Below are 24682 nucleotides of genomic sequence, written 5' to 3'. Positions count from 1 at the left end.
CGTCAGTCCTCGGCGCGCGCGTTCAAGTGGTGCAGCAGCCTGGCCAGTTCGGCCACCTCGGACCGGTCCCAGTCGTCGAGCTTGCGGACGTAGCGCTCGCGGCGGGCGTCGCGCACGCTGCGGTAGCGGTCCAGCCCCTCGGGGGTGAGGTGGACGAGGAAGGCCCGGCCATCGGCCGGATCGGGCTCGCGGGCCACCAGTCCGAGGCCCTCCAGGGCACGGAGTTGACGGCTCATGGTCGCCTTGCCCACGCCGAAGTAGGCCGCCAGATCGGTCGCCCGCTGCCGGCCGGCGGACTCCAGCCGGACGAGCAGCCCGTACGCGGCGGCCTCCAGTTCCGGATGGACCTCGCGCGCCATCTCCCCGGAATTGGCCCGTGCCCGGCGCAGGAAGACGGCCAACTCCCGCTCCAGGGCGAGGAATGCGTGGTCCACACCACTCCCCCCGGTCGCGCCGGGTTCACTACCGCTTTCGCTCCCGTGCACGTCAACACCCCTCGTGAGCTTTCCTGTCGCTGAAACTTTCTTTCGCCGCTGGTCATCGCCGCAGCTCGGCCAGTATTTCGCAGGAGTAGACCAACGGCAGCGCCCAGGCCCCCTTCCGCACCGCGGGTCTACGTGCGTAGCGTCATGTGTGGCATGTTCACACCATTACATGCCGGCAGGGGTGCGCCCGGCGCCCCCTGGGATCAGCACGTCCCCCCACCACGTCCTCGGAGGCACTCCCCATGCCGGTGCTCAGATCCACTCCCCGCACATCCCGCCGCTCGCGCTTCGCGGCCGCCGGAACCCTGCTCGCGGCCCTCTCCCTCCTGCTCACCCTGCCCGGTGCGGCGAGCGCCGCCGGGAGCCATGACGCGGCTGCCGGGAAGCCCGCCCGGGGCACGGCCACGATGGGCATGGGCGTCGTCGCCCACGACGGCCGGGGCGGACTGCCCCGGGACACCCGCGCCGTCCAGACCGAAGGCGTCGACGTCTCCGGCCACCAGGGCAACGTCGCCTGGTCGACGCTCTGGAACAGCGGGGTCAAGTGGGCCTACACCAAGGCCACCGAGGGCACGTACTACAAGAACGAGTACTTCGCCCAGCAGTACAACGGCTCCTACAACGTGGGCATGATCCGGGGCGCGTACCACTTCGCCACCCCGAACACCACGAGCGGCGCCGTCCAGGCCAACTACTTCGTGGACAACGGCGGCGGCTGGTCGCGGGACGGCAAGACCCTGCCCGGCGTGCTCGACATCGAGTGGAACCCGTACGGCGACCAGTGCTTCGGACTGAGCCAGGCCGGCATGGTCTCGTGGATCCGCGACTTCGTGAACACGTACAAGGCGCGCACCGGACGCGACGCGGTCATCTACACCGCGACCAGCTGGTGGAAGACCTGCACCGGCAACAACGCGGGCTTCGGCGCCACCAACCCGCTGTGGGTGGCCCGCTACGACTCCACGGTCGGCGAGCTCCCGGCCGGCTGGGGCTTCTACACGATATGGCAGTACACCTCCTCCGGCCCCACCGTCGGCGACCACGACCGCTTCAACGGCGCCCTCGACCGCGTGCAGGCCCTCGCCAACGGCTGAGCCCGCCCGCCCCACCGCTTCGCACGGAAGAGCCCCGGTCACCCACCGGGGCTCTTCGCCGTCACGCCTCCGACCAGGGGACTCTCACCGTCCGGGCCCATGGCGGACCCCCTATACATAGGGTGTATACGCCATGTGTATAGTCCTTCTCTGCCGCACATCGTGTGCCCTGTACAGCTACGGAGGAGTGACCCGCCTTGCCCATGAAGACGAAGTCGATCGGTACGGGGTTGGCCGCCGCCCTGGTGACGGCGCTCACCCTGACGCTGAGCGGCTGCTCCATGCAGACCACCGCGCCCGCCTCGGCGCGTGGTGACGCGGGCTCCGACGCCAAGGGTTCCTTCGGTCCGGTGGACTGCCGCAAGGCGAAGTGCATAGCGCTGACCTTCGACGCGGGGCCGGGCGAGGACACCCCCCACCTGCTGGACATCCTCAAGGAGAAGAAGGTGCACGCGACCTTCTTCCTGCTGGGCAAGAACCACGTCAAGAAGCACCCGGACACCGTGCGCAGGATCGCCGCCGAGGGGCACGAGGTGGCCAACCACACCTGGACGCACCAGGTCCTCACCGACCGCAAGCCCGCCGAGATACGCGCCGAGCTGAAGAAGACGCAGGACGCGATAGCGGAGGTGACCGGCAAGAAGCCGCGCCTCATGCGCCCGCCGCAGGGCCGCACCGACGACACCGTCTCGGACATCAGCAAGGACCTCGGGCTCTCCCAGGTCCTGTGGAGCGCCACCGCGAAGGACTACTCCACGACCGACTCGGCGCTGATCAAGAAGCGCATCCTGGACCAGGCGAGCAAGGACGGCGTCATCCTGCTGCACGACATCTACAAGGGCACCGTCCCCGCCGTGCCGGGCATCATCGACGCGCTGCAGAAGCAGGGCTACACCTTCGTCACCGTTCCGCAGCTGATGGCCCCCGCCGAGCCGGTCCCCGGGACCATCTACCGCCCCTGATCCACCGGGCCGGACACCCGGGGACCCCCGGCACGGGTGCGCCGGGGGTCCTGTCGGTCACGGGGTGCGTCAGCCGCAGGCGCCCGCGGGCCGCTCCCGCGTCACCAGGTCGGTCCAGCCGGTGGTGCCGTCGATCCAGACCACCCGGCGCCCGCCGTCGGCCGCCGCGGACGACTGCTCGCCGCGGTTGCAGGAGACCCGCTGGACGCGCGATCCGTCCGGGGTCAGCTGCCACAGCTTGGGCAGCGTCTCGTTGCGGTACGCCGTGTCCGGGGTCTGCGCCGTCACGGTGACCGCGTCGTCGGACGCCGTCAGGTCGTACGCGAAGAGCGCGCCGTCACCGGTCTCCGGGCTTAGGTCCTTGAGCCCGGTGCCGTCCGGGTTCGACCGGCGCACCGCGAACTGCCCCTGGTCCGCCACCTCGTCGACCAGCCACACCACGGAGTCCTTGGTGACCGCGGTCTGGCCGAGCGCCCGCGGGGAGCCGCTCTGCGGCAGCAGCTTCGTCTTCCCGGTGTTCACGTCGAACACCTCGACGCCCAGCTCGTAGTCCTCCTCGCCCGGGTAGAGCTTCCCGTAGGCGATCGTGGAGCCCTTGACGGACCCGACCGCGGTGGAGAGGTGGTACTTCCCGCCGTCCACGTAGCCCTGCTTGCCGGTGCGGGTGTTCACATAGCCGACGTGCTGGCTGCCGAACGGGTCGTACTCGGTGAAGACCACCAGGTCGCCGTCGACCCGCAGCCCCTCGACGCCGGTGAAGGAGGACCAGACGGTCTTGACCGGGCCCCCGGCTATCGGGCGCTTCAAGATGTCGACGCTCGTGTCGCCGAAGGCCGCCCACACCACGGACTTGCCGTCGGTCGCCGGGTACACGTGGTAGCGCCCGTCGTTGGGGCTGATCAGCTTGGGCGCCCCCTTGCCGTCGGTGCGTCCCGCGTAGACGGAGTACGGCTCCGAGCCGTCGTCGTTCGACTTGGAGGCGGCCCACCAGCCGCCGCCCGCGCCCACGCCCGTACCGGCGGTGTTGAGCTTGCCGAAGAGCTTGTCGGAGTCGACGCCGAGCGCCTTCTCCCAGCCCGGGACGATGCCATGGGCGTCGAACGACCGCTTGACGACGGCCAGCTGCTTGGCCGTCACGCCGAGTTCCCGGGCCGCCGCGATGGTGGCGTTGCGGCCCTCGGTGAAGCCGTCGAGCGGGGTCAGGTACGCGTCGAGCGCGCGGTAGGCGATCTTGTCGGCCAGCTCGGCGCCGAGGTCCTCGCGGATGTCCCAGAGTGCGCCGGAGTAGATCGTGGAGTTGAGGTGCACTCCGCCGTTGTCGGTGGAGAAGGCCACGCCGAGGAAGTTCTTCGAGGTGGTGGCGCCGTCGTTGAGGTCACGGAAGGCGCAGTCGCGGGGCCCGGCGGTGCGGCACAGGTCCTCGCCGATCAGCCCCGCGTCCGGGTCGTCCATCGAGGTGCCGGAGGCGGTGACGTCGATGGCGTTGCCGAAGTAGTCGGCGATCGCCTCGTTCATCGCGCCGGACTGGCCCGCGTAGACGAGGTTCGCGGTGGACTCGACGACGCCGTGGGTCATCTCGTGGCCGACCACGTCCAGGTCGGCGGAGAGCGGCTTGTACTCGCTGTCGCCGCCGCCGTAGACTATCTTCCGGCCGTCCCAGAAGGCGTTGACGTACGGCTGGCCGTAGAGGGTCACCCCGACCAGCGAGTCGATGTTCATGCCGCGGCCGTCGAGGCTGTCGCGGCCGTGCTTCTGCTTGTAGTAGTCGTAGACCTGACCGGCCGCCCAGTGCGCGTCCGTGGCGCCGGACTGACCGGCCTCCTTGCCGAAGTCGCTGGTGGGGTGGCTGAACACGCTGATCCCGCCGGGCCAGCGGCCGGACGCCTCATTGACGTCGACCCCCCGGGCGTCCCAGGTGGTGAGGGCCCCCTTGCTGGTGTCCCACTGCCGGGAGTAGTCCTGCATGAGGTACTTGTCGTCGCCGCTGTCGTAGTAGAGGTCGAGCGGGACCTTGGAGCCGTCGACGCGCAGCCCGGTGCCCTTGACGCCCGGGAAGTCGTCGCCCGCCGTGGCCGCCGGTGCCCCCTTCGCGGCGGCGGCCTTCGCCGGTGCGCCCGCCGGGGCGGTCCCGTCCTGCGCGGTCAGGGTCTTGATGCCGCTGTACTGGAGGACCGGGAAGCCGGCCGCGGCGTCGATGTAGACCTCCTGGAGCACCGGCCGGCCGGTGGCCGGGTCCGTGCCGCGCACGGTGACGTGCTGGGCCAGGACCCCGGACCCCTTCGGGATCACCACGAGCCCCCGGGCGGTGCCGGTGAGCGCGGCCGCCCGCGCGGTCTTCTTGCCCTTGGCGCGGACCGCGTCGGCCTTGGTCAGCGTGTTGCCGCCGAGCCGGGACGCGGTCGTGGCGACCGCGCGCCGCACGGCGAGGTCCGTGCCGACCTTCGGCTCGGTACCGGTCGTGAGCCCGGTGAAGTACTTGCCGGAGGTGCCGGTGACGACGCGCTTCCCGGCCTTCTTCTCCATCCGTACGACGTACTGGCCGCCGAGGACCGTGATACCGCGGTGCTTCTGCTGGAACCGCACCGTCTCCTCGGAGCCGCTGGTCAGCGACTGCACGGGCGTCAGGTCCCGCTGGGGATCGGCGATCCGGTACCGGCTCTTCCGCTCCGCGAGGTGGCTGCGGGCCGCGTCGGCGGGCTTCGCCCCGGCGTCCGCCTTCTCGGAGATCGCGTCGACGAGGGCCGGTGTGGCCGTGCCGTCCCCGGGGACGATCTCGGTCCGGGACTCGGTCTCCGACGGGGCGGCCGCCTGGGCCGGGAGCGCGGTCACGACGAGCGCCGCGCTGCCGAGCAGGGCGGCCAGGGCGGCGCCCCTCGGCAGGCCGCTCCCCCTCCGCGCACCGGCTGCCCGCGCCGCCGCGGATCCCCGTGAACCTCTTCTGGACGTACGCAATTCGACCCCTCCCACGTGCCTGGAAACCATCCAAGTGGTCATGGCCATGCAACCCGTGGGACGCCAATGGATCAATGTGACAGCTGTGTTGACAAGTGGACACGCCCACTTGTGTGCCTTGTGAAAACGGAGTGAGAATCCAGGCATGATCCAGGGGGAGCTGCGGGATCTCGGCCTCGGGGAGGCCGAGCAACGCGTATACGAGGAACTGCTCGCGGGGAAGGCCGCCGACGCGCAGGAGCTCGCCGCGCTGCTGGACATGGCGCCGGAGCTGCTGGAGGCGACGCTCGGGCGGCTGACCGACCACGGCTTCGCCCTGTCCGCGGCGGCCGGCGGGCCGGACGCGCTGCCGCGAGCGGCGGCCCCGGCCGCCGCGATCCGTGCGCTGATCCACCGACGTCAGGCGGAACTCCACCTGCGCTCGGCGGAGTTGGAACAGCTGCGGATGAACGCGGACCGGCTGGCGGGCAGGCTGATGTCCGGCTCGCCGACCGCCCCCGAGGACGGCATCGAGGTGGTCGTCGGGCCGCACGCCATCGGTGAACGCGCCGAATACCTGCTGGCCTCGGCCGAGCACGAGGTGGCGATCCTCGACCGGCCGCCTTATGTGAAGGGCCAGCCGCGCAAGGGGAGTTCGCGCTCCTCCGGGCTGGACATCGAGGCGCTCCTGGACCGGGGCGTGCGGGTGCGCACGGTGCTGGACCGGTCGGGCGTCGGCTACCCCGGCCGGATGCGCTCGCTGACCGGGCTGGTCGAGCGGGGGCTACGGGCCCGGGTCGCCCCGGACGTGCCGACCAAGCTGATCATCGTGGACGGGCGGATCACCCTGCTGCCGCCGAGCGACGCCTCCGACCCGACGGCGTCCGCCCTGGTGGTCGGCGACGCACTGCTGCACAACGCGCTGGTGCCGCTGTTCGAGACGGTGTGGGAGCGGGCGACGCCGCTGGGCGGCTCGGGCGGACCGCTGCCGGAACCGCAGAAGGAACTCCTGGGGCTGCTCGCGGCCGGGCTGAAGGACGAGGCGATAGCGCGCCGGCTGGGCGTCCATGTGCACACGGCCCGGCGCCGGATCAGCGTGCTGCTGGACTCCCTGGGCGCCCAGACCCGCTTCCAGGCGGGGGCGCAGGCGACGCTGCGGGGGTGGCTGGAGGTGTGACCCGGGCGGGGGGCGCGCGGTACGCCGCTGCGGGGGCGGCGCGGCGGTGAGCGGTGGGCGGCTGTGGGGGCGGTGAGCGGTGGGCGGTGCTTGGCTGTGGGGGCGGTGAGCGGTGGGCGGCTGTGGGGGCGGTGAGCGGTGGGCGGTGCTTGGCTGTGGGAAGCGAGACGGCGCGGTGCAGGGCTGCGGGGGTGGGCGGCGTACGGCTGCGGGGCGGCGCACCGCCTCGGTGGCGTACGGCTGCGGAGGCGGCGCGGCGTACCGCCTCGGTGGCGGGCGGCCCGCCCGCACGGCCCGCGCGCGCCGGGGCGTACGGCCTCGGTGGCGCACGGTCCGCCCGCGCCGTGCGGGCAACGGTACGAGGAACGGCCCGTCCCCCCGTCTGTCTGAAGGGCGGGCGGGCCGTCCGTACCAGTCATGTACGCGGTGCCACGTCCCGGTACGAGGAACGGCCCGTCCGCCCCGTCTGTCTGAGGGGCGGGCGGGCCGTCCGTACCGGTCACGTACGCGGTGCCACGTCCGTCACGCCGTGGCGGCTACGCCGCGGCCGGGATCCGCTCCCCGGTCCGGGCCGAAGCCGGGGCCAGGGCGATCTCCAGGACCTGGCGGACGTCGGTCACCGGGTGGACCTCCAGCGTGTCCAGGACCTCGGCGGGGACGTCGTCCAGGTCGGCCTCGTTCCGTTTGGGGATCACCACGGTGGTGATCCCGGCGCGGTGCGCGGCCAGCAGCTTCTGCTTCAGGCCGCCGATCGGCAGCACCCGTCCGGTCAGCGAGACCTCGCCGGTCATCGCCACGTCCGTACGGACCAGCCGGCCGGAGAGCAGCGAGGCCAGTGCCGTCGTCATGGTGATGCCCGCGCTCGGGCCGTCCTTCGGGACCGCGCCCGCCGGGAAGTGGATGTGCACGCCGCGGTCCTTCAGGTCCGCGACCGGCAGCTCCAGTTCCGCGCCGTGCGACCGCAGGAAGCTCAGCGCGATCTGCGCGGACTCCTTCATGACGTCGCCGAGCTGGCCGGTGAGGGTCAGTCCGGACGCCCCGGTCTCCGGGTCGGCCAGCGAGGCCTCCACGAAGAGCACGTCGCCGCCCGCACCGGTCACCGCGAGCCCGGTGGCGACCCCCGGCACCGAGGTCCGGCGCTCGGCCGGGTCCTGGGCGGACTCGGGGACGTGGTGCGGCCGCCCGATCAGAGCGCGCAGGTCCGCTTCGGTGACCGTGAACGGCAGCTCCCGGTCGCCCAGTTCGTGCTGGGCCGCGACCTTGCGGAGCAGCCGGGCCACGGCCCGCTCCAGGTTCCGTACGCCCGCTTCACGGGTGTACTCGCCGGCCAGCTTGCGCAGCGCGGACTCGTCGAGCGTGACCTCGTCCTTCTCCAGACCGGCCCGTTCCAGCTGGCGCGGGAGCAGGTGGTCGCGGGCGATGACGACCTTCTCGTCCTCGGTGTAGCCGTCGAGCCTGACCAGCTCCATGCGGTCGAGCAGGGCCTCCGGGATGGCCTCCAGCACATTGGCCGTGGCCAGGAAGACGACATCGCTGAGGTCGAGCTCGACTTCCAAGTAGTGGTCGCGGAAGGTGTGGTTCTGCGCCGGGTCGAGCACTTCGAGGAGGGCGGCGGCCGGGTCGCCCCGGAAGTCGGAGCCGACCTTGTCGATCTCGTCGAGCAGGACGACCGGGTTCATCGAACCGGCCTCCTTGACGGCCCGCACGATGCGTCCGGGGAGCGCGCCCACGTACGTACGCCGGTGGCCCCGGATCTCCGCCTCGTCCCGGACACCGCCGAGCGCGACGCGGACGAACTTGCGGCCCATGGCGTGTGCGACGGACTCGCCGAGCGAGGTCTTGCCCACGCCCGGAGGGCCCACCAGCGCCAGCACGGCACCGCCGCGCCGCCCGCCGACGACGCCGAGGCCCCGGTCGGAACGCCGCTTGCGGACGGCCAGGTACTCGGTGATGCGCTCCTTCACGTCCTGAAGCCCGGCGTGCTCGGCGTCGAGGACCTCCTGGGCGCCCCGGATGTCGTAGGCGTCCTCGGTCCGCTCGGTCCACGGCAGTTCGAGGACGGTGTCGAGCCAGGTCCTGATCCAGGAGCCCTCGGGGCTCTGGTCCGAGGAGCGCTCCAGCTTGTCGACCTCCTTGAGCGCGGCCTCGCGGACGTGCCCGGGAAGATCGGCGGCCTCGACGCGGGCCCGGTAGTCGTCGGACTCGTCCTCCGGGTCGCCGTTGAGCTGGGCGAGCTCCTTGCGTACGGCTTCGAGCTGGCGCCGCAGCAGGAACTCGCGCTGCTGCTTGTCGACGCCCTCCTGGACGTCCTTGGCGATGGACTCGGCGACGTCCTGCTCTGCGAGGTGTTCGCCGAGCCACTGGATGGCGAGCTTCAGCCGGGCGACCGGGTCCGTGGTCTCCAGGAGCCGCACCTTCTGGGGGGTGGTGAGGAAGGGCGAGTAGCCGGAGTTGTCGGCGAGCGCGGAGATGTCGTCGATCTGCTGGACCCGGTCCACGACCTGCCAGGCACCGCGCTTCTTCAGCCAGCTGGTGGCGAGCGCCTTGTACTCCTTGACCAGCTCGGCGGCGGCGCCCGGAAGGGGATCGGGCACGACGGCGTCGACCCGGGTCCCCTCCACCCAGAGCGCTCCGCCAGGACCGCTGGTCCCGGCCCCGATCCGCACCCGGCCCCGGCCGCGGATCAGCGCGCCCGGGTCTCCGTCCGAGAGCCGTCCGACCTGCTCGACGGTGCCGATGACGCCGGTGCCGGTGTAGGTCCCGTCGATCCGCGGCACCAGGAGCACCTCGGGCTTGCCGCCGCCGTCCCGGGCCGCGGCCTGCGCGGCCTCCACGGCGGCACGTACGTCGGCGTCGGACAGGTCCAGAGGCACCACCATCCCGGGCAGCACGACCTCGTCGTCGAGCGGCAGCACGGGCAGGGCGAGCGGAGTGACCGCATTGGAATCGGTAGCCATGATCTCCCCTTCGGCAGTCAAGTTGAGTTATACCGACTCAATGCTCCTGAGCGCCCCATTGTTCCCCCAGGGGTGTTCGCTGTGAGCGATCAAGCCGTCGCCGTACGGGAGTCCTGCGGACGCCGAGGGGCGCCCTCGGTGCGTTCGGAGGTGCTGCGGTGCGCCGCGCGAGGTGACCGGGCGCGCGGAGAACAATGAGTCCCATGTCTCATATTCCGCCGGATGACGGTGGCCCGGCCGCGCTCGTCCGGGAGACGCCCGCGGAGCGGGCGGACCGGAATCTGATCGAGCTGCTCCAGGAACTGCGGGTCGTGCAGACGGGTGTGCAGATCGTCTTCGCGTTCCTGCTCGGGGTGGCCTTCACCAGCCGGTTTCCGCACCTCGACGCCTTCGAGCGCTCCACCTACGTGGTGACGCTGCTGCTCACGGTGGTCTCCTCGGCGGTGCTCGCGACGCCGGTCGCGCTGCACCGCGGCCTCTTCCACCGGGGTGCCAAGGTGCGGATCGTCGCCCTGTCCGCGCGGCTCGCCGAGGCCGGGCTGGTCTTCCTCGCCCTCGCGCTCAACGGCGCCGTCCTCCTGCTCATGGACGTGGTCCTCGGCCGGACCGCCGCCTTCGCGGTCACGGCCGCCACGCTCGTCATGTTCGCCGGTCTGTGGTTCGTCCTGCCCAGAGCGCTGCGCCGCCCGGCCCGGTGACCCGGCCGGGCGGGGCCGACGGGCCGGGCGGGGTGCCGGGCGCCGGTGTCCGCGCCGGGGCGGCGCCCGCCGTCACGGCCGGTCCGGTGTCACCCGGTCACCGGTCACGCCCGGGTGTCGCGGGCCGGACCGGCGGACCCGGCCGGGGCCTCGCCCGGTGTGCGCCCGCCCCTGTCCGGACCACCGGGGGCGGACCGGGCGGACCCGGCGGGCCGCACGGGCGCGATGCCCCGGGCGACCGCGCCGCCGACCGCGCCCGCCCGGCGCAGCAGCGGCCAGCAGGCCACCCCGAGCAGCAGGGCCAGCGGATGGCCCCAGTTGGTGAGCGGGTCGCTCAGTTCGAGCAGATCGCGCGCCAGCATCGCGCCCACCCCGCCGAGCGCCAGCACCCGCGGCAGCGGGGTGAGCAGTCCGGTGAGCGCGCCCACGCTCGCCATCAGCCCGAAACTGATGCCGTAGTCGAGGCGGTGCAGCGAGGACTCCGGCAGATGCCCGGCGACCACGGACAGCCCGACCGGGATCTCGGTGGCGAGCGTCGCCACCACATGGCCGAGGACGAACACCGCGGCGGTCCGCCATCCCCCGATCCTGCGCTCCAGCGCGGTCAGCACCAGGGCGAAGAGGAGGACGTACGAGGAGGAGAGCCCGCCGACGACCCACAGGGCGCTGGCCACCAGGACGAGCAGCGGGGTCTCGCCGAGGTGTGCGACGTCCGTGCTCGACTCGCGCAGCACGGCGGCGACGGTGCCGGGGTCGGCGTACTCCATGAACAGGGACGTGGCGACCAGCACCAGCAGGTACCCGAAGGTGAACGGCGTACCGGTGGGCGTCGGCAGCACCCGCAGCCAGCGGCGGGTGCCGCGGACCGGGGACGGTGACGGCGGTGGCGGTGGCGCGGCGCCGTGCGGGCGGCCCTGGCGCGGGATGGCGTCGAGCAGCGGCGCCGCGACGGGTTCGCTGCGAACCGCCCTGTCCGTACGGTGATGCACCGCGCGAGGCCCCTTTCCTTGACCGGCCCCCCGGAAGCAACGTCCCACCCTCCGTGATCCTCCCCCACGTCGGCTGTGGTGTGAGCCACACCCGCGAGTGAACCCGCCCGGGGGCCGCGGCCGGACGGAGAGGTGCGGAGCCCTCGTGACGGCCCCGGCGATCCGCAATCCGCTGGCCCGGGGCCGCGCCGAACGGACAGGATGGCGGGGACCCGTGTCCGCCGTTCCCCGGAGACCCGCACCATGTCCGACATCCTCCACTCCGACGCCCCGGCCCCCGTCACCCTCGACCGCCGCGAAGGCCCGTACGGCGAGGTCGTCCTGCGGCAGCGGGGGGACGACTTCGAGATCATCGCCAACGGCTGCTTCCTGATGGACACCTCGGACGGGCGCTCCGAGCGGCTGCTGGTCGACGCGGCGCTGGCCGCGCTCCCGGCCGACCGGCCCGGCCCGTCGGTGCTGATCGGCGGCCTCGGCGTCGGTTTCTCGCTCGCCCGCGCCGCCGCCGAGCCCCGGTGGGGACGGATCGCCGTGGCCGAGCGGGAGCAGGCGATCGTGGACTGGCACCGGGAAGGCCCGCTGGCCGCGATCTCCGGAGCGGCGCTCGCCGATCCGCGTACCGGAATCCTGACGACCGATCTCGTCGGCCACCTGAGCACGACTACGGACCGTTACGACGCTCTGTGCCTGGACATCGACAACGGGCCCGACTGGACCGTCACCGAGGACAACACGAGCCTCTACTCCCCCGCCGGTCTGGCGGACTGCCGGGCGCGGCTGACCCCGGGCGGCGTTCTCGCAGTGTGGTCCGCCCAGCCGTCCGCCGACTTCGAACAGGCCCTACGGAATGCCGGATTCGGTGGGGTACGAACCGAAGAGGTCAGTGTTGCCCGAGGTGTTCCTGACGTGGTGCATCTCGCACTTCGGACGGACTGAGATTCCCCCGCCGGGTATCGTCGGCCCCCGGAAGCCCGGGGGCCAAGCGTCACATCAGCGACACTCCGCCACTTCCGTGCGACCGAGGCGTTACACCCTGCGTAGCCGAGACCGGTCCGCTGCCTCTACGCTGCTGACCGGTAACGGGATCACCCACGAAATCCACAAGCGAAGACCGTGCGTCCGGGGGAATGGCCCCCGCGAGGACGGGCAGGGGCGGGGCGATGGAACAGACACACACCACCCACAACGGTGTCGCGGCCACCCCGGGCGCGCAGCGCCGGGTGCTGGTGGTCGAGGACGACGCCACGATCGTCGATGCCATTTCCGCCCGGCTGCGGGCCGAGGGCTTTCTGGTGCAGACCGCACTCGACGGCCCCGCGGCGGTGGACGCGGCCGAGGCGTGGCAGCCCGATCTGATGGTGCTCGACATCATGCTTCCCGGTTTCGACGGCCTGGAGGTGTGCCGCCGGGTCCAGGCCCAGCGGCCGGTGCCGGTGCTGATGCTGACGGCCCGCGACGACGAGACGGACATGCTGGTCGGCCTCGGCGTCGGCGCCGACGACTACATGACCAAGCCGTTCTCGATGCGTGAGCTGGCGGCCCGGGTCCACGTCCTGCTGCGCCGGGTCGAGCGCGCGGCCCTGGCCGCGGTGACGCCGCGCAGCGGGATTCTGCGCTTGGGCGAGCTGGAGATCGACCACGCCCAGCGCCGGGTCAGGGTGCGCGCCGACGACGTCCATCTGACGCCGACCGAGTTCGACCTGCTGGTCTGTCTGGCCAATACGCCGCGTGCGGTGCTCTCCCGGGAGCAGCTGCTGGCCGAGGTCTGGGACTGGGCGGACGCCTCCGGCACCCGTACGGTCGACAGCCACATCAAGGCGCTGCGCCGGAAGATCGGCGCGGAGCGGATCCGCACCGTGCACGGTGTGGGCTACGCCCTGGAGACCCCGGCTCCATGACCCGGCCCGGTTCCGGACTGCGTCCCTTCTCGGTCAAGGCCAAGATGAGCACGCTCGTCGTGGTCTCGGTCTTCATCACCACCGGTCTGCTGATGGTGGCCGTGCGCACCAGGACCGAGCTGCGGTTCATCACGGTGTTCTCGGTGATCGCGACCCTGCTGATCACCCAGTTCGTGGCGCACGGACTGACCGCGCCGCTGGAAGAGATGACCACCGTGGCCCGGTCGATCTCGCACGGCGACTACACCAGACGGGTGAGCGGCGCCGACCGGCGCGACGAGCTCGGCGACCTGGCCCAGACGATCAACCGCATGGCGGACGATCTGGAGGCCGTGGACCGGCACCGCAAGGAACTGGTGGCCAATGTCTCGCACGAGCTGCGCACACCCATCGCGGCGCTGAGAGCCGTGCTGGAGAACGTCGTGGACGGGGTGTCCTCGGCCGATCCGGAGACGATGCGCACCGCGCTGAAGCAGACCGAGCGGCTCGGCAGGCTGGTGGAGACGCTGCTGGACCTGTCCCGGCTGGACAACGGGGTGGTCACGCTCAAGGCGGGCCGTTTCGAGGTGTGGCCGTATCTCTCGGGCGTGCTGAAGGAGGCGAATCTCGCCGTCTCGCACCGCCGGCTGCCCTCCGGTTCCGGGAACCACATGCGCAAGGACGTCCATCTGCACCTGGACGTGTCGCCGCCGGAGCTGACCGCGCACGCGGACGCGGAACGCCTGCACCAGGTGGTGGCCAATCTGATCGACAACGCCGTCAAGCACAGCCCGCCGCACGGCCGGGTCACCGTACTGGCCCGGCGCGGGCCCGGACCGGAGTCCCTGACGCTGGAGGTCATGGACGAGGGGCCGGGCATCCCCGAGTCCGAACGGCACCGGGTCTTCGAGCGCTTCAACCGCGGCGAGGTGCCCTCCCCGCACGGACCGGGCAGCGACGGCGGTACGGGCCTCGGCCTGGCGATCGCCCGCTGGGCGGTGGATCTGCACGGCGGACGCATCGGTGTGGCCGAATCCGTTCGCGGCTGCCGCATTCAGGTCACTCTTCCGGGGGTCCCTCAACCGCGAGGTTGACATAGGGTTCGAACCGGAAGGGCACGTTCTACGTGTCCCTTTCTCGGGGGTACGGCCCAGGGGGCCGTAGCCGCGGTCCCGCGTACCCAAAGTGAAGCGGAACCGTGCATGTTTCCCGCCAATTCCTGCACCGAAACCCGCCTTCCAGTGTGACTTGCACGACGAAGACAGGCCCGGCCTGCGTGGAACGGCGCGGGAGGCGTAGCCTTGATTTCCGCTGTCCATCACCTTGTGAAGCGGAAGAGGGCGGTTGCCGCCGTGTCGTCTCAGTCCCCCAGTAACTCGAGCATCTCGACCGACCAAGCCAGCCCGGGTTCGAACCCGGCCGCTGCTTTCGGGCCCAATGAGTGGCTCGTCGACGAGATCTACCAGCAGTACCTCCAGGATCCCAATTCGGTCGATCGCGCCTGGTGGGACTTCTTCGCCGACTACAAGCCGGGTAGCTCCGGCACGGCGGACAAGCCCGTTCCCGGCGTCCCGGCCACGGCGGCTGCGGTGACCCCGGCCCCGGCCGCCCCGGCGAAGGCCGCTCCGGCCGCACCCGCGGCCCCGGCGCCCGCGCCCGCCCCCGCCGCTCCCCCGGCCCCGGCCGCTCCGGCGAAGGCCGCTCCGGCTCCGGCCGCGAAGGCTGCCGCGCCCGCCCCGGCCAAGGCCGCGGCAGCGCCGGCCACCGAGGCCCCGGAAGGCCCGGAGTACGTGACGCTGCGCGGCCCCTCGGCCGCCGTCGCGAAGAACATGAACGCCTCGCTGGAGCTGCCGACGGCCACGTCCGTCCGCGCGGTCCCGGTGAAGCTGCTCTTCGACAACCGCATCGTCATCAACAACCACCTGAAGCGCGCCCGGGGCGGGAAGATCTCCTTCACCCACCTCATCGGCTACGCGATGGTGCAGGCCCTCAAGGCCATGCCGGCGATGAACCACTCCTTCGCGCTGAAGGACGGCAAGCCGACCCTGGTCAAGCCGGAGCACGTCAACCTCGGCCTCGCCATCGACCTGGTGAAGCCGAACGGCGACCGCCAGCTGGTCGTCGCGGCCATCAAGAAGGCCGAGACGCTCAACTTCTTCGAGTTCTGGCAGGCCTACGAGGACATCGTCCGCCGCGCCCGCAACGGCAAGCTCGGCATGGACGACTTCACCGGCGTCACCGCCTCGCTGACCAACCCCGGCGGCATCGGCACCGTCCACTCGGTGCCCCGCCTGATGCCCGGACAGGGCCTCATCATGGGCGTCGGCGCGATGGACTACCCCGCCGAGTTCCAGGGCACCTCCCAGGACACCCTGAACAAGCTGGGCATCTCCAAGGTCATGACGCTGACCTCGACGTACGACCACCGGGTCATCCAGGGCGCCGCCTCCGGCGAGTTCCTGCGGATCGTCGCCCAGCTGCTGCTCGGCGAGAACGAGTTCTACGACGAGATCTTCAAGTCGCTGCGCATCCCGTACGAGCCGGTCCGCTGGCTCACGGACATCGACGCCTCGCACGACAACGACGTGACCAAGGCCGCGCGGGTCTTCGAGCTGATCCACTCCTACCGGGTCCGCGGCCACGTCATGGCCGACACCGACCCGCTGGAGTACCGCCAGCGCAAGCACCCCGACCTGGACATCACCGAGCACGGCCTCACCCTGTGGGACCTGGAGCGGGACTTCGCGGTCGGCGGCTTCGCCGGCAAGTCGATGATGAAGCTCCGCGACATCCTCGGGGTGCTGCGCGAGTCGTACTGCCGCACCACCGGCATCGAGTTCATGCACATCCAGGACCCGAAGCAGCGCAAGTGGCTCCAGGACCGGGTGGAGCGCCCGCGCGCCCAGCAGCCCGAGCGCGAGGAGCAGCTGCGCATCCTGCGCCGGCTGAACGCCGCCGAGGCGTTCGAGACCTTCCTGCAGACCAAGTACGTCGGCCAGAAGCGGTTCTCGCTGGAGGGCGGCGAGTCCGTCATCCCGCTGCTCGACGCGGTCATCGACTCCGCCGCCGAGGCCCGCCTCGACGAGGTCGTCATCGGCATGGCCCACCGCGGCCGGCTGAACGTCCTCGCCAACATCGTGGGCAAGTCGTACGCCCAGATCTTCCGCGAGTTCGAGGGCAACCTCGACCCGCGCTCGATGCACGGCTCCGGCGACGTCAAGTACCACCTGGGCGCCGAGGGCACCTTCACCGGTCTGGACGGCGAGCAGATCAAGGTCTCGCTGGCCGCCAACCCCTCGCACCTGGAGGCGGTCGACCCGGTCCTGGAGGGCATCGCCCGCGCCAAGCAGGACATCATCAACAAGGGCGGCACGGACTTCACCGTCCTGCCCGTCGCCCTCCACGGCGACGCGGCCTTCGCGGGCCAGGGCGTCGTCGCCGAGACGCTCAACATGTCGCAGCTGCGCGGCTACCGCACCGGCGGCACCGTGCACGTGGTGATCAACAACCAGGTCGGCTTCACCGCCGCCCCGGAGTCCTCGCGCTCCTCGATGTACGCCACCGACGTGGCGCGCATGATCGAGGCGCCGATCATCCACGTCAACGGTGACGACCCCGAGGCCGTCGTGCGCGTCGCGCGGCTCGCCTTCGAGTTCCGGCAGGCGTTCAACAAGGACGTCGTGATCGACCTCATCTGCTACCGCCGCCGCGGTCACAACGAGGGCGACAACCCGGAGTTCACCAACCCGCAGATGTACACCCTGATCGACAAGAAGCGCTCGGTGCGCAAGCTCTACACCGAGTCCCTCATCGGTCGCGGCGACATCACCCTGGAAGAGGCGGAGCAGGCGCTCCAGGACTTCCAGGGCCAGCTGGAGAAGGTCTTCGCGGAGGTCCGCGAGGCCACCTCGCTGCCGGCCCCGGCGCACACCCCCGAGGTGCAGCCCGAGTTCCCGGTCGCCGTGACCACCGCGATCTCCCCGGAGGTCGTCAAGGTCATCGCCGAGTCCCAGGTCAACATCCCCGACCGGATCACCGTCCACCCCCGCCTGATGCCGCAGATGCAGCGCCGCGCGGCCTCGGTGGAGAACGGCACGATCGACTGGGGCATGGGCGAGACCCTGGCCATCGGTTCGCTGCTGATGGAGGGCACCCCGGTCCGGCTCGCCGGCCAGGACACCCGCCGCGGCACCTTCGGCCAGCGCCACGCGGTCCTCGTCGACCAGGTGACCGGCGAGGACTACACCCCGCTGCTCTACCTCTCCGACGAGCAGGCCCGCTACAACGTCTACGACTCGCTGCTCAGCGAGTACGCGGCGATGGGCTTCGAGTACGGCTACTCTCTGGCCCGCCCGGAGTCGCTGGTCGTCTGGGAGGCCCAGTTCGGTGACTTCGTCAACGGCGCGCAGACCGTCGTCGACGAGTTCATCTCCTCGGCCGAGCAGAAGTGGGGCCAGACCTCCGGCGTCACGCTGCTGCTGCCGCACGGCTACGAGGGCCAGGGCCCGGACCACTCGTCCGCCCGCCCCGAGCGCTTCCTCACGCTGTGCGCGCAGAACAACATGACGGTCGCCATGCCGACCCTGCCGTCGAACTACTTCCACCTCCTGCGGTGGCAGGTGCACAACCCGCACCACAAGCCGCTGATCGTCTTCACCCCGAAGTCGATGCTCCGCCTCAAGGCGGCCGCGTCGAAGGTGGAGGAGTTCACCACCGGCGGCTTCCGCCCGGTGATCGGCGACGACTCGGTGAACCCGGCCGACGTCCGCAAGGTCGTCTTCTGCGCCGGAAAGGTCTACTACGACCTGGAGGCGGAGCGCACCAAGCGCGGCGTCACGGACACCGCGATCATCCGTCTGGAGCGCCTGTACCCGCTGCCGGGTGCCGAGCTCCAGGCCGAGATCGCCAAGTACCCGAACGCCGAGAAGTACCTCTGGACCCAGGAGGAGCCGGCCAACCAGGGCGCCTGGCCGTTCATCGCCCTGAACCTGATCGACCACTTGGACCTGGCCGTCGGCGCCGACGTCCCGCACGGTGAGCGCCTGCGCCGCATCTCGCGCCCGCACAGCTCGTCCCCGGCGGTCGGCTCGGCCAAGCGCCACCAGGCCGAGCAGGCCCAGCTGGTCGCCGAGGTCTTCGAGGCCTGATCCGCTGACGCACCGACAGGGGCCCTCTCCCGCGAGACGATCGCGAGGGAGGGCCCCTCGGCGTACGGCCCCGCGGCGCGCCCGCCGGCACGGTGCGCGGACCCTTCAGACGATCAGGGACGTTCGGAAAAGGACGCTGACGGCCATTCACCTGCCGGCGGGGTTTCCGTGAACCGGCTCCGTGACCCGGCCCCGTGAATCGGCCCCGTGAATCGGCTCAGATCATCTGCGGTTCGAAGTCCCAGTACGGACGGTTGCGGGACCGGGCCGAGACGGTGTGGACGTGCTGGGCGCCCAGTGTGGCGACCAGGTCGCCCAGCGCCTCCCGCTCGATCTTCTCCGCGCGCTGCCGGTCGCGGATGCCCCGCAGGTCCGCGGCGTGCGCGATCCGGGCGGAGAGGGTCAGCGGGTGGGTCCGGCCGAGGACCTCGGTGGCCCGGCCGATGACCGCGTCCGTCAGCGCGGCCGCGGATTCCGGGTCGCCCACCAGATTGCGCAGCGCCGAGGCGTTCACCGCGCAGCCCAGGGTCCAGGGGTGGTGCTCCCCCACGGCGCGCGTCATGGCGGCGAGCGCCTCCTCCAACAGGTCGTGCGCCTGGTCGCGTTCGCCCACGTTGCGGAGGATCAGGGCGTGGTTGGCCCGGGTCCCCGCCACGTACGGGTGTTCCTCGCCGAGCATGTCCACATAGCCGTCCACCACCCGCTCGCTTATGGCCCTGGCCTGGTCGATGTCGGCGTGCTCGCGGGCGAAGAAGCTCTGGCTGGCGGCGAACATCATGGTCAGCGGGTCGCTCTCGCCGAGCACCCGCTCGCTGCGTTCGAGGACCCGGGCGAACAGGGTCGCGGCCTTGGCGCGCTCACCCGCGCGGTACTGGCAGAGCGCGAGGTTGTGCTCGGCCCGCAGGGTCTGCGGGTTGTCGGCCCCCATGACCAGCCGGTGCACCCGGACGCTCTGGTTCTGGAGCGAGAGGGCGTCGGCGTACCGGCCGAGCAGACGCAGATCGGTGGCGTAGTTGATCTCGGAGTAGAGCGTCCAGCTGTGCCGTGGCCGCAGCAGCTGGCGGCGGGCTTCCAGGGTGCGGCCGTTGTGTTCGAGTGCTTCCTCGTACCGGCCGAGCAGGCGCAGCGACGCACCCAGGTTGTTCTGCGCGCTGAGCGTGCGCGAGTCCTGGTCGCCCAGGAGTTCGCGGTAGGTCGCGAGGAGCCAGGACGACATCTCCAGCGCCTCGTCGTAGCGGCCGAGCCCCCGCAGGTCGGCCGCGAGGCCGCCGGCGGCGCGCAGGTGTTCCAGGTCCTGTGCGCCGCGTTCGGCGCGGAGGTGGTCGACGGCGGCGCGTTCGATGGCTTCCGTTCCCGCGTAGTCGCCGACGGCCCGCAGCACGTTCGCGTAGTGGTAGCTGAGGTCCCAGACCCGGGGGTGGTCCTCGCCGAGGAGGCGCCGCCAGGCCTTCAGGGCGCGTTCGCCCAGTTTGATGCCGGCCCGGTACTCGCCGGAGAGGTACATGTAGCGCAGGCAGTTGAGCACCAGGGTGTGCACGGCCGGGTCGGTGCTGTCGAGCACGTCGGCCCACTTGAGGTGCGGGGTGATCTCGGCGTAGGCGGGCCACAGCCGGGTGTCGGTGGGGCGGCCGGGGTCGGCGGCGGCGAGGGCCCTGCGGACCACGCCGACGAACTCCTCACGGTCGCGTTCCGGCATGTCCTTGCCGACGATCTGGTGGACCATGCGGTGCATGTAGAGCGATTCGCCGGACGAGGACTCCTCGCCGAGCGTCTCGTGGGACTCCAGGCGGACCACGGAGTACTGGCGGAGCTGGGCGATCGCCCTGTTCCACAGCAGCGGGTCGTTCATCAGGCCGGAGAGCTGTTCCGGCAGTTCGCCGGGGGGCATCTCCCTGAGCAGCCGTACGGGGATCGAGCCGGGCGCGAAGAAGCTGCACAGGCGCAGCAGGTCCACGGATTCCGGGACGGTCTCCTTGAGCTTGTTCAGCAGTATCGACCAGGCGGTCTGGAAGGCGAGCGGGAAGTCGGCGGAGACCTTGACGACGTCCTGGTCGATGCCGCCTTCGAGGAGTTCGATGTACTCCTCGACCGACATGTCGGAGTCGTTGAGCCAGCCCGCCGTCTGGTCCAGGAGGAGCGGCAGGTCCTCCAGGGCCTCGGCCAGCTGGTCGGCGTCGTTCGGCGTGAGGCGGGGGGCGCGGCGGCGGATGAAGGCGACGGACTCGTCGCGTTCGTAGACCGGGACCTCGACGAGGTTGCTGTTGTGCTCGCTCCACTCCGGGTTGCGGGAGGTGATCAGCACGTGCCCGGGGCCGGTCGGCACCAGGTCCCAGATGTGCTCGGGTTCGTCCGCGCCGTCCAGGACGAGGAGCCAGTGGGAGTGCGGTTCGCCGCGGCGCAGCGCGTCCCGGACCGCGCGCAGCCGTTCGCCGTACTCGGCGCCCGTGGACAGGCCGAGTTCGGGGGCGAGTTCGGCGAGCTTCTGGCGGTAGAGGGCACGGCGGTCGGCGGGCACCCACCAGACCACGTCGTACTCGGAGCCGAAGCGGTAGACGTACTCCGCCGCCAGCTGGGTCTTGCCGACGCCGGACATGCCGTGCAGCGCCACGACCCCGGCGCCGGGTCCGGCGTCCTGGAGTGCCTGGTACGCCTTGCTGAGCAGTTCCTCGCGGCCGGTGAACCGGGTGTTGCGGCGCGGCACCCCGCCCCACACCTCCGGGACGTCGGCCGGGTAGCGGGGCCCCTGCCCGGACCCGGCGGCCTCGGGCAGCGGGTCGGTGGGCAGGCCCAGCCGGGCCAGGAGGCGCCGTTCGGCCTCGTCGGCACCGACGTTGGTCAGATCGGCCGCGCCGAGGGCCGAGGTGGCGCCGGGCAGTGCGGAGGTGGTGACGCAGACGGCGGCGAACCGGTCGGGGTCGGGGGCGACGACCTCGCGCAGCGCCCTGTTCCACTCCTCGTGGCTGCGCGGGCCGAGCTGGAAGTACCAGTCGCTGAGGATCACCAGGACGCGGCCCCGGGAGAGCGTCAGATCGCGCAGCGACTCCTCCAGCGGGACCTCCACCGGCGGGTCCCAGCGCTGCTGGACCACCGTCACCCCGCGCCGCTCCAGACGGTCGCCGATCCAGGTCGCCCAGGCCCGGTTGAACCCGGCGAAACTGATGGTGACGGTATGCGCCCCGGTTGCTCCAACTTGCCTACGCGTTCCGGGCATTCAACCGTCTCCCTGCCTCGATTCGAGCCTTGTCAACATACACCGGGGCATGGTCGTTCCGGCGGACGTTCCCGGGTCCCTCACGGCCGGTGCGGGCCGTTCCTCTGCTGCCATATCACCTTGGTGGTGGCCACGTACGCCTCCGCGCGCGCGAGGTGCCCCGTAGGGGGCGGGCAATCGTCCAGACGGTGGTAGAGCGAGATCATCTCGTTGACCAGCACCCGGCCTTCACGGGTCAGCGCCGCCGAACCGGCCAGCACGGGCAGCACGGCGCCGACCTGTTCGCGGCAGCGGGCGTGCTCGGCCCAGGCCAGGTCGCGGTGGGTGACGCGCCGCGCGGCGAGGGCGAAGCGCTGCCAGTAGTCGGCGAGGGCGATGTGCGAGTAGGCGCCCTGGAGGAGGCCGTCGAAGGGGCGGGGGTCGGAGCGCCATGGCGCGAAGTGGCGGGGCTCCGGGTCCTCGTGGTGCAGCGGTACGAGGGCGCCCAGGGCGGACAGCTTGGTGTGCTGGAGCTCGTGGACGAGGGTGGAGGCGAAGTAGGCGGGGGTGGCCGGCTTGCTGCTGAGGACGGCGCCGAACGCCTCGCGTCGGGTGCCGCTGCAGTGTGCGGCGCTCTCGCCGGTGGGGCCGGAGCCGGGTGGCGGGCCGAGCGGGACCAGGCAGCGCAGCAGGACCGCCGCTTCGGTGAGGCGGTGCTCGCCGCCGGTGCGCAGCAGTGGCACCACGCCGTTCCAGGACTCGGCCCAGGCCTTGCGTTCGTGGTCGTCGATGTGGGGGGCGGCGCTCAGCCCGTGCGGCTGGAGGCCGCCGCCGTCGGCGCGGTACGGGTCGACGTCGTCCAGGGGCACGGGTCCGGTGCCGGAGGGCAGGGCGGGCAGGGCGAGCACGGGCAGCCAGCGCGGGTCGGCCGAGCCGGTCGTCCCGTCCGGCAGGGTGTGCGCGCGCAGCGACGGCCCGGCCGGTTCCTCGCGCAGTGTCAGTTCGCCGTCGTGGAAGGTCAGGCCGACGGTCGTGGGGGTGGCGGACGCGGTGGTGCGCAGGGCGCCCAGGGTGGGCAGGGAGAGCAGCTCGTCGTGTGCGGTGAGCCGGGTCGTGAAGGGGATTCCGGCGCGGATCGCGGCGGCCGCGGCCAGGGCGCTCAGATGGGCGAGTGCGGCGCGGGGGCCGGGGCCGGTGGCCGTCCCGGAGAGGTCGCGCAGGCAGCGCTGCGCCCAGGGGCCGACGAGGGGGTGGAACAGGACGGTGCGTACGGCGGCGCGGTCGGCGCGCTCGGCCGTCTCCAGCAGCGCCCAGTCCTGGCGCAGCCGGTCGAGCGCCCGGGGCGGGCAGAGGGCCGCGGGGGCGGCCTCGGCGGCGTCGAGCAGGGCCCGCAGCAGGAGGAGCCGGCGGGTGTCCTGGTCGCGCACGAGGACGCCGAGGGTGTCGGCGTCGCCCTCGGTGCGGCCGAGCCGGCGCAGCATGTGGTCCGGGAGTGGGGGGATCATCGGCGGTCTCCTGCGGTCGCGTCGGACAGCCGGGCCGCGACATGGCGGACCAGCCGTTCGAGGTCGGCGCAGTAGACGGACGGGTTGGCGAAGCCGTTCTCTGCGCGGTAGCGGTGTGCGTAGTGGCCGCCGCCGCAGACGGTCAGCAGCGGGCAGGCGCGGCAGTCCGCGGCGAGCGCGTCGGCGCCTGCCCGGCGGGCGGCGACGCCGGGGTGGCTCAGGGCGTCGTCGAAGGTGTGGCGGAAGACGTCGAGCCCGGTCGCGGCGGCCGTGTCGTAGGCGGACTTGAGGGAGTCGACCTGTTCGATCGTCCCGTCCGTCTCGACCACGATCGCGTCGACCGGGTCGAGGCCGAGGGATTCGGTGGCGCCGGGCAGGCCCAGCAGCAGGGCGACGCACTCCTCGAAGAGCCTGATGCGGGTCTCCCGCCGTCCGGCGCGCCACCAGCGGTCGAAGACGGTGACGAGCCAGTCGCCGTAGGGCGTCGGGCGGCCGGGCCCGGGGGGCGGCAGGCCCGGCGGCGGGCTGGTCCAGTTGCCGTGCGGCAGCAGCAGGTCCAGGGCCGGGGGGCGCAGTTCGAGCAGCGACTCGTACATCTCGACCGGGTCGGTGTCCGGGTCGACGACGGTGAGGATGCCCGCGTACGCGTCGGGGTGCCGGTCGGCGAGCAGCCGGGCGCCGCGCGAGGCGGCGGGCCAGGAGGGGCGTCCGGCGTGGTCGGTGCGCCGGCTGTTGTGGGCGGGCCGTCCGCCGTCCAGGCTGATGCCGACGCGGATGCCGTGCCGGGCGAGAGTGGCGGCGCGGGGCCCGGTGAGGAGGGTGGCGTTGGTCTGGACGGTGGTGTGGACGGTGCAGTCCCCGGGCACCAGGCCGCGTACCCGGTCGGTGAAGGCGGCCAGCCGGCCGGCGCCCGCGAGGAGGGGTTCGCCGCCGTGCAGGACGAGCGCGAGGTCCCGCAGGCCGTGGGCGGCCGCGTGTTCGGCGATGCGGTGCGCGGTGCGGTCGAGTACGGCGGGCGCGGCGGCGGCCGGGCGGTCGCGCCAGGTGCGGTCGGGTCCCTCGTAGAGGTAGCAGTAGCGGCAGGCGAGGTTGCAGCGGCCGTGCACCTTGACGATGAACTGCCCGAAGCACGGCCCGGCGGAGGGCCGGGCGTCGCGGGCGCGCGGGAGCGGTTTCGGCGTCGCCTGTCGAGACACTCCCGCACCCCCGTGCCGTTCACGTCCGGCGGTACGGCCCCCGTCGCCGTCCCGAGGCGAGTATCCCTGGCCCGCCGTACGGGCAAACGCGCCCCTCACCACGATGTCCTGTTCAACCGGGCCGCGGACCGAAATCGTGCGGCCTCAGAAGGCGTTGGTGAAACCCCACAGCATCTCCCGCGGCTGCTCGGCCCGCCCGCGGAGGTCCGCGACCACCTCGGCGAGCACCGGGTGGTCCAGCGTGCGCAGCGACTCCAGATCGAGCCCCAGCAGATCCGGCAGCGGGCCGGGCCCGCCCTCCGGTGTGCCCGTGTGTGCCGTCTCGCTCATCGTTCCTCCCCGTAACACCGCGTCGTGCCTCGATGGGTGCGCGCCGTCGGACGCTCCCCGCCGGGTCCGCGTCCCTGACCTGTCCCGGTACGGGCCTGGCCCGTACCGGTCGCCTCTGTACGGATGCCCCGCACGGCCGGGCCT

At 72.0% G+C, this 24682-nt stretch carries 16 protein-coding genes; 8 read left to right on the top strand and 8 right to left on the bottom strand.

What is annotated here, in order from left to right:
* Positions 1–2: 2 nt before the first annotated feature.
* Entirely contained in the window at positions 3–485 is a 483-nt protein-coding gene (locus tag ACFVFH_RS09000; protein WP_383765268.1) for a MarR family winged helix-turn-helix transcriptional regulator, read from the bottom strand.
* A 242-nt stretch (positions 486–727) separates the two neighbouring features.
* Between ACFVFH_RS09000 and ACFVFH_RS08995 the strand changes: the two genes are divergently transcribed.
* Positions 728–1579, top strand: a complete 852-nt coding sequence (locus tag ACFVFH_RS08995) for a lysozyme (RefSeq protein WP_383765266.1) — start codon at positions 728–730, stop codon at positions 1577–1579.
* A gap of 203 nt (positions 1580–1782) precedes the next feature.
* Positions 1783–2541: a polysaccharide deacetylase family protein gene (locus tag ACFVFH_RS08990; protein ID WP_383206568.1), complete on the top strand. Its 759-nt coding sequence runs from the start codon at positions 1783–1785 to the stop codon at positions 2539–2541.
* A 69-nt stretch (positions 2542–2610) separates the two neighbouring features.
* Here the strand turns inward: ACFVFH_RS08990 and ACFVFH_RS08985 are convergent, their stop codons facing one another.
* On the bottom strand, positions 2611–5403 hold the full coding sequence (locus ACFVFH_RS08985; protein WP_383765601.1) for a M4 family metallopeptidase: 2793 nt from the start codon (positions 5401–5403) through the stop codon (positions 2611–2613).
* Positions 5404–5638: 235 nt separating this feature from the next.
* On the opposite strand from ACFVFH_RS08985, the gene ACFVFH_RS08980 reads away from it, so the two are divergent.
* Positions 5639–6649 carry a TrmB family transcriptional regulator gene (locus ACFVFH_RS08980; protein WP_383765264.1) on the top strand — a complete coding sequence of 337 codons (1011 nt, stop codon included), beginning with the start codon at positions 5639–5641 and terminating at the stop codon, positions 6647–6649.
* Positions 6650–7185: 536 nt separating this feature from the next.
* On the opposite strand, the gene lon is transcribed toward ACFVFH_RS08980, so the two are convergent.
* A complete protein-coding gene (gene lon / locus ACFVFH_RS08975) occupies positions 7186–9606 on the bottom strand; it encodes an endopeptidase La (protein WP_383765262.1) in 2421 nt (806 codons plus the stop codon).
* A 203-nt stretch (positions 9607–9809) separates the two neighbouring features.
* Between lon and ACFVFH_RS08970 the strand changes: the two genes are divergently transcribed.
* Positions 9810–10304 (top strand): DUF6328 family protein, encoded by a 495-nt coding sequence (locus tag ACFVFH_RS08970; RefSeq protein ID WP_383765260.1) that lies wholly within the window; start codon positions 9810–9812, stop codon positions 10302–10304.
* A gap of 104 nt (positions 10305–10408) precedes the next feature.
* Here the strand turns inward: ACFVFH_RS08970 and ACFVFH_RS08965 are convergent, their stop codons facing one another.
* Positions 10409–11293 (bottom strand): rhomboid-like protein, encoded by an 885-nt coding sequence (locus ACFVFH_RS08965; protein ID WP_383765258.1) that lies wholly within the window; start codon positions 11291–11293, stop codon positions 10409–10411.
* Between the two features lie 243 nt (positions 11294–11536).
* Here ACFVFH_RS08965 and ACFVFH_RS08960 point away from each other — a divergent pair, with 243 nt between their 5' ends.
* From ACFVFH_RS08960 to ACFVFH_RS08945, 4 genes are all read left to right on the top strand, one after another.
* The gene (locus ACFVFH_RS08960) at positions 11537–12229 is read left to right on the top strand and encodes a spermidine synthase (RefSeq protein WP_383765256.1); all 693 of its coding nucleotides are present in this window, start codon (positions 11537–11539) and stop codon (positions 12227–12229) included.
* Positions 12230–12453: 224 nt separating this feature from the next.
* Positions 12454–13191: a response regulator transcription factor gene (locus ACFVFH_RS08955; protein ID WP_014154105.1), complete on the top strand. Its 738-nt coding sequence runs from the start codon at positions 12454–12456 to the stop codon at positions 13189–13191.
* Positions 13188–14264, top strand: a complete 1077-nt coding sequence (locus tag ACFVFH_RS08950) for a HAMP domain-containing sensor histidine kinase (protein WP_093547228.1) — start codon at positions 13188–13190, stop codon at positions 14262–14264. The genes ACFVFH_RS08955 and ACFVFH_RS08950 overlap by 4 nt, the downstream gene beginning before the upstream one ends.
* A gap of 258 nt (positions 14265–14522) precedes the next feature.
* Entirely contained in the window at positions 14523–18317 is a 3795-nt protein-coding gene (locus ACFVFH_RS08945) for a multifunctional oxoglutarate decarboxylase/oxoglutarate dehydrogenase thiamine pyrophosphate-binding subunit/dihydrolipoyllysine-residue succinyltransferase subunit (RefSeq protein WP_383765254.1), read from the top strand.
* 217 nt (positions 18318–18534) lie between these two features.
* On the opposite strand, the gene fxsT is transcribed toward ACFVFH_RS08945, so the two are convergent.
* The 4 genes from fxsT to fxsA all read right to left on the bottom strand — a co-directional run bounded on the left by fxsT (position 18535) and on the right by fxsA (position 24538).
* On the bottom strand, positions 18535–21528 hold the full coding sequence (fxsT, locus tag ACFVFH_RS08940; RefSeq protein WP_383765252.1) for an FxSxx-COOH system tetratricopeptide repeat protein: 2994 nt from the start codon (positions 21526–21528) through the stop codon (positions 18535–18537).
* An 80-nt stretch (positions 21529–21608) separates the two neighbouring features.
* Positions 21609–23012: an aKG-HExxH-type peptide beta-hydroxylase gene (locus ACFVFH_RS08935; RefSeq protein WP_383765250.1), complete on the bottom strand. Its 1404-nt coding sequence runs from the start codon at positions 23010–23012 to the stop codon at positions 21609–21611.
* Complete coding sequence (locus tag ACFVFH_RS08930) at positions 23009–24208, bottom strand: FxsB family cyclophane-forming radical SAM/SPASM peptide maturase (RefSeq protein ID WP_383765249.1); 1200 nt, start codon at positions 24206–24208, stop codon at positions 23009–23011. Before ACFVFH_RS08930 ends, ACFVFH_RS08935 begins: the two co-directional genes overlap by 4 nt.
* A gap of 144 nt (positions 24209–24352) precedes the next feature.
* The gene (fxsA, locus tag ACFVFH_RS08925) at positions 24353–24538 is read right to left on the bottom strand and encodes an FxSxx-COOH cyclophane-containing RiPP peptide (protein WP_383765247.1); all 186 of its coding nucleotides are present in this window, start codon (positions 24536–24538) and stop codon (positions 24353–24355) included.
* Positions 24539–24682 lie beyond the last annotated feature (144 nt).

Source organism: Streptomyces sp. NPDC057697, assembly GCF_042799335.1.
Lineage (GTDB): Bacteria > Actinomycetota > Actinomycetes > Streptomycetales > Streptomycetaceae > Streptomyces.
The sequence above is the reverse complement of the archived record's forward strand: the minus strand, read 5'-3'. Positions and strand labels throughout refer to the sequence as shown.

What these genes read in the sequence shown, in the direction of transcription:
- ACFVFH_RS08995 (WP_383765266.1), top strand. Translation starts at nt 728, where the DNA reads ATGCCGGTGCTCAGATCCACTCCCCGCACATCCCGCCGCTCGCGCTTC.
- ACFVFH_RS08990 (WP_383206568.1), top strand. Translation starts at nt 1,783, where the DNA reads ATGAAGACGAAGTCGATCGGTACGGGGTTGGCCGCCGCCCTGGTGACG.
- ACFVFH_RS08980 (WP_383765264.1), top strand. Translation starts at nt 5,639, where the DNA reads ATGATCCAGGGGGAGCTGCGGGATCTCGGCCTCGGGGAGGCCGAGCAA.
- lon (WP_383765262.1), bottom strand. Translation starts at nt 9,606, where the DNA reads ATGGCTACCGATTCCAATGCGGTCACTCCGCTCGCCCTGCCCGTGCTG.
- ACFVFH_RS08970 (WP_383765260.1), top strand. Translation starts at nt 9,810, where the DNA reads ATGTCTCATATTCCGCCGGATGACGGTGGCCCGGCCGCGCTCGTCCGG.
- ACFVFH_RS08960 (WP_383765256.1), top strand. Translation starts at nt 11,537, where the DNA reads ATGTCCGACATCCTCCACTCCGACGCCCCGGCCCCCGTCACCCTCGAC.
- ACFVFH_RS08955 (WP_014154105.1), top strand. Translation starts at nt 12,454, where the DNA reads ATGGAACAGACACACACCACCCACAACGGTGTCGCGGCCACCCCGGGC.
- ACFVFH_RS08950 (WP_093547228.1), top strand. Translation starts at nt 13,188, where the DNA reads ATGACCCGGCCCGGTTCCGGACTGCGTCCCTTCTCGGTCAAGGCCAAG.
- fxsT (WP_383765252.1), bottom strand. Translation starts at nt 21,528, where the DNA reads ATGCCCGGAACGCGTAGGCAAGTTGGAGCAACCGGGGCGCATACCGTC.
- ACFVFH_RS08935 (WP_383765250.1), bottom strand. Translation starts at nt 23,012, where the DNA reads ATGATCCCCCCACTCCCGGACCACATGCTGCGCCGGCTCGGCCGCACC.
- fxsA (WP_383765247.1), bottom strand. Translation starts at nt 24,538, where the DNA reads ATGAGCGAGACGGCACACACGGGCACACCGGAGGGCGGGCCCGGCCCG.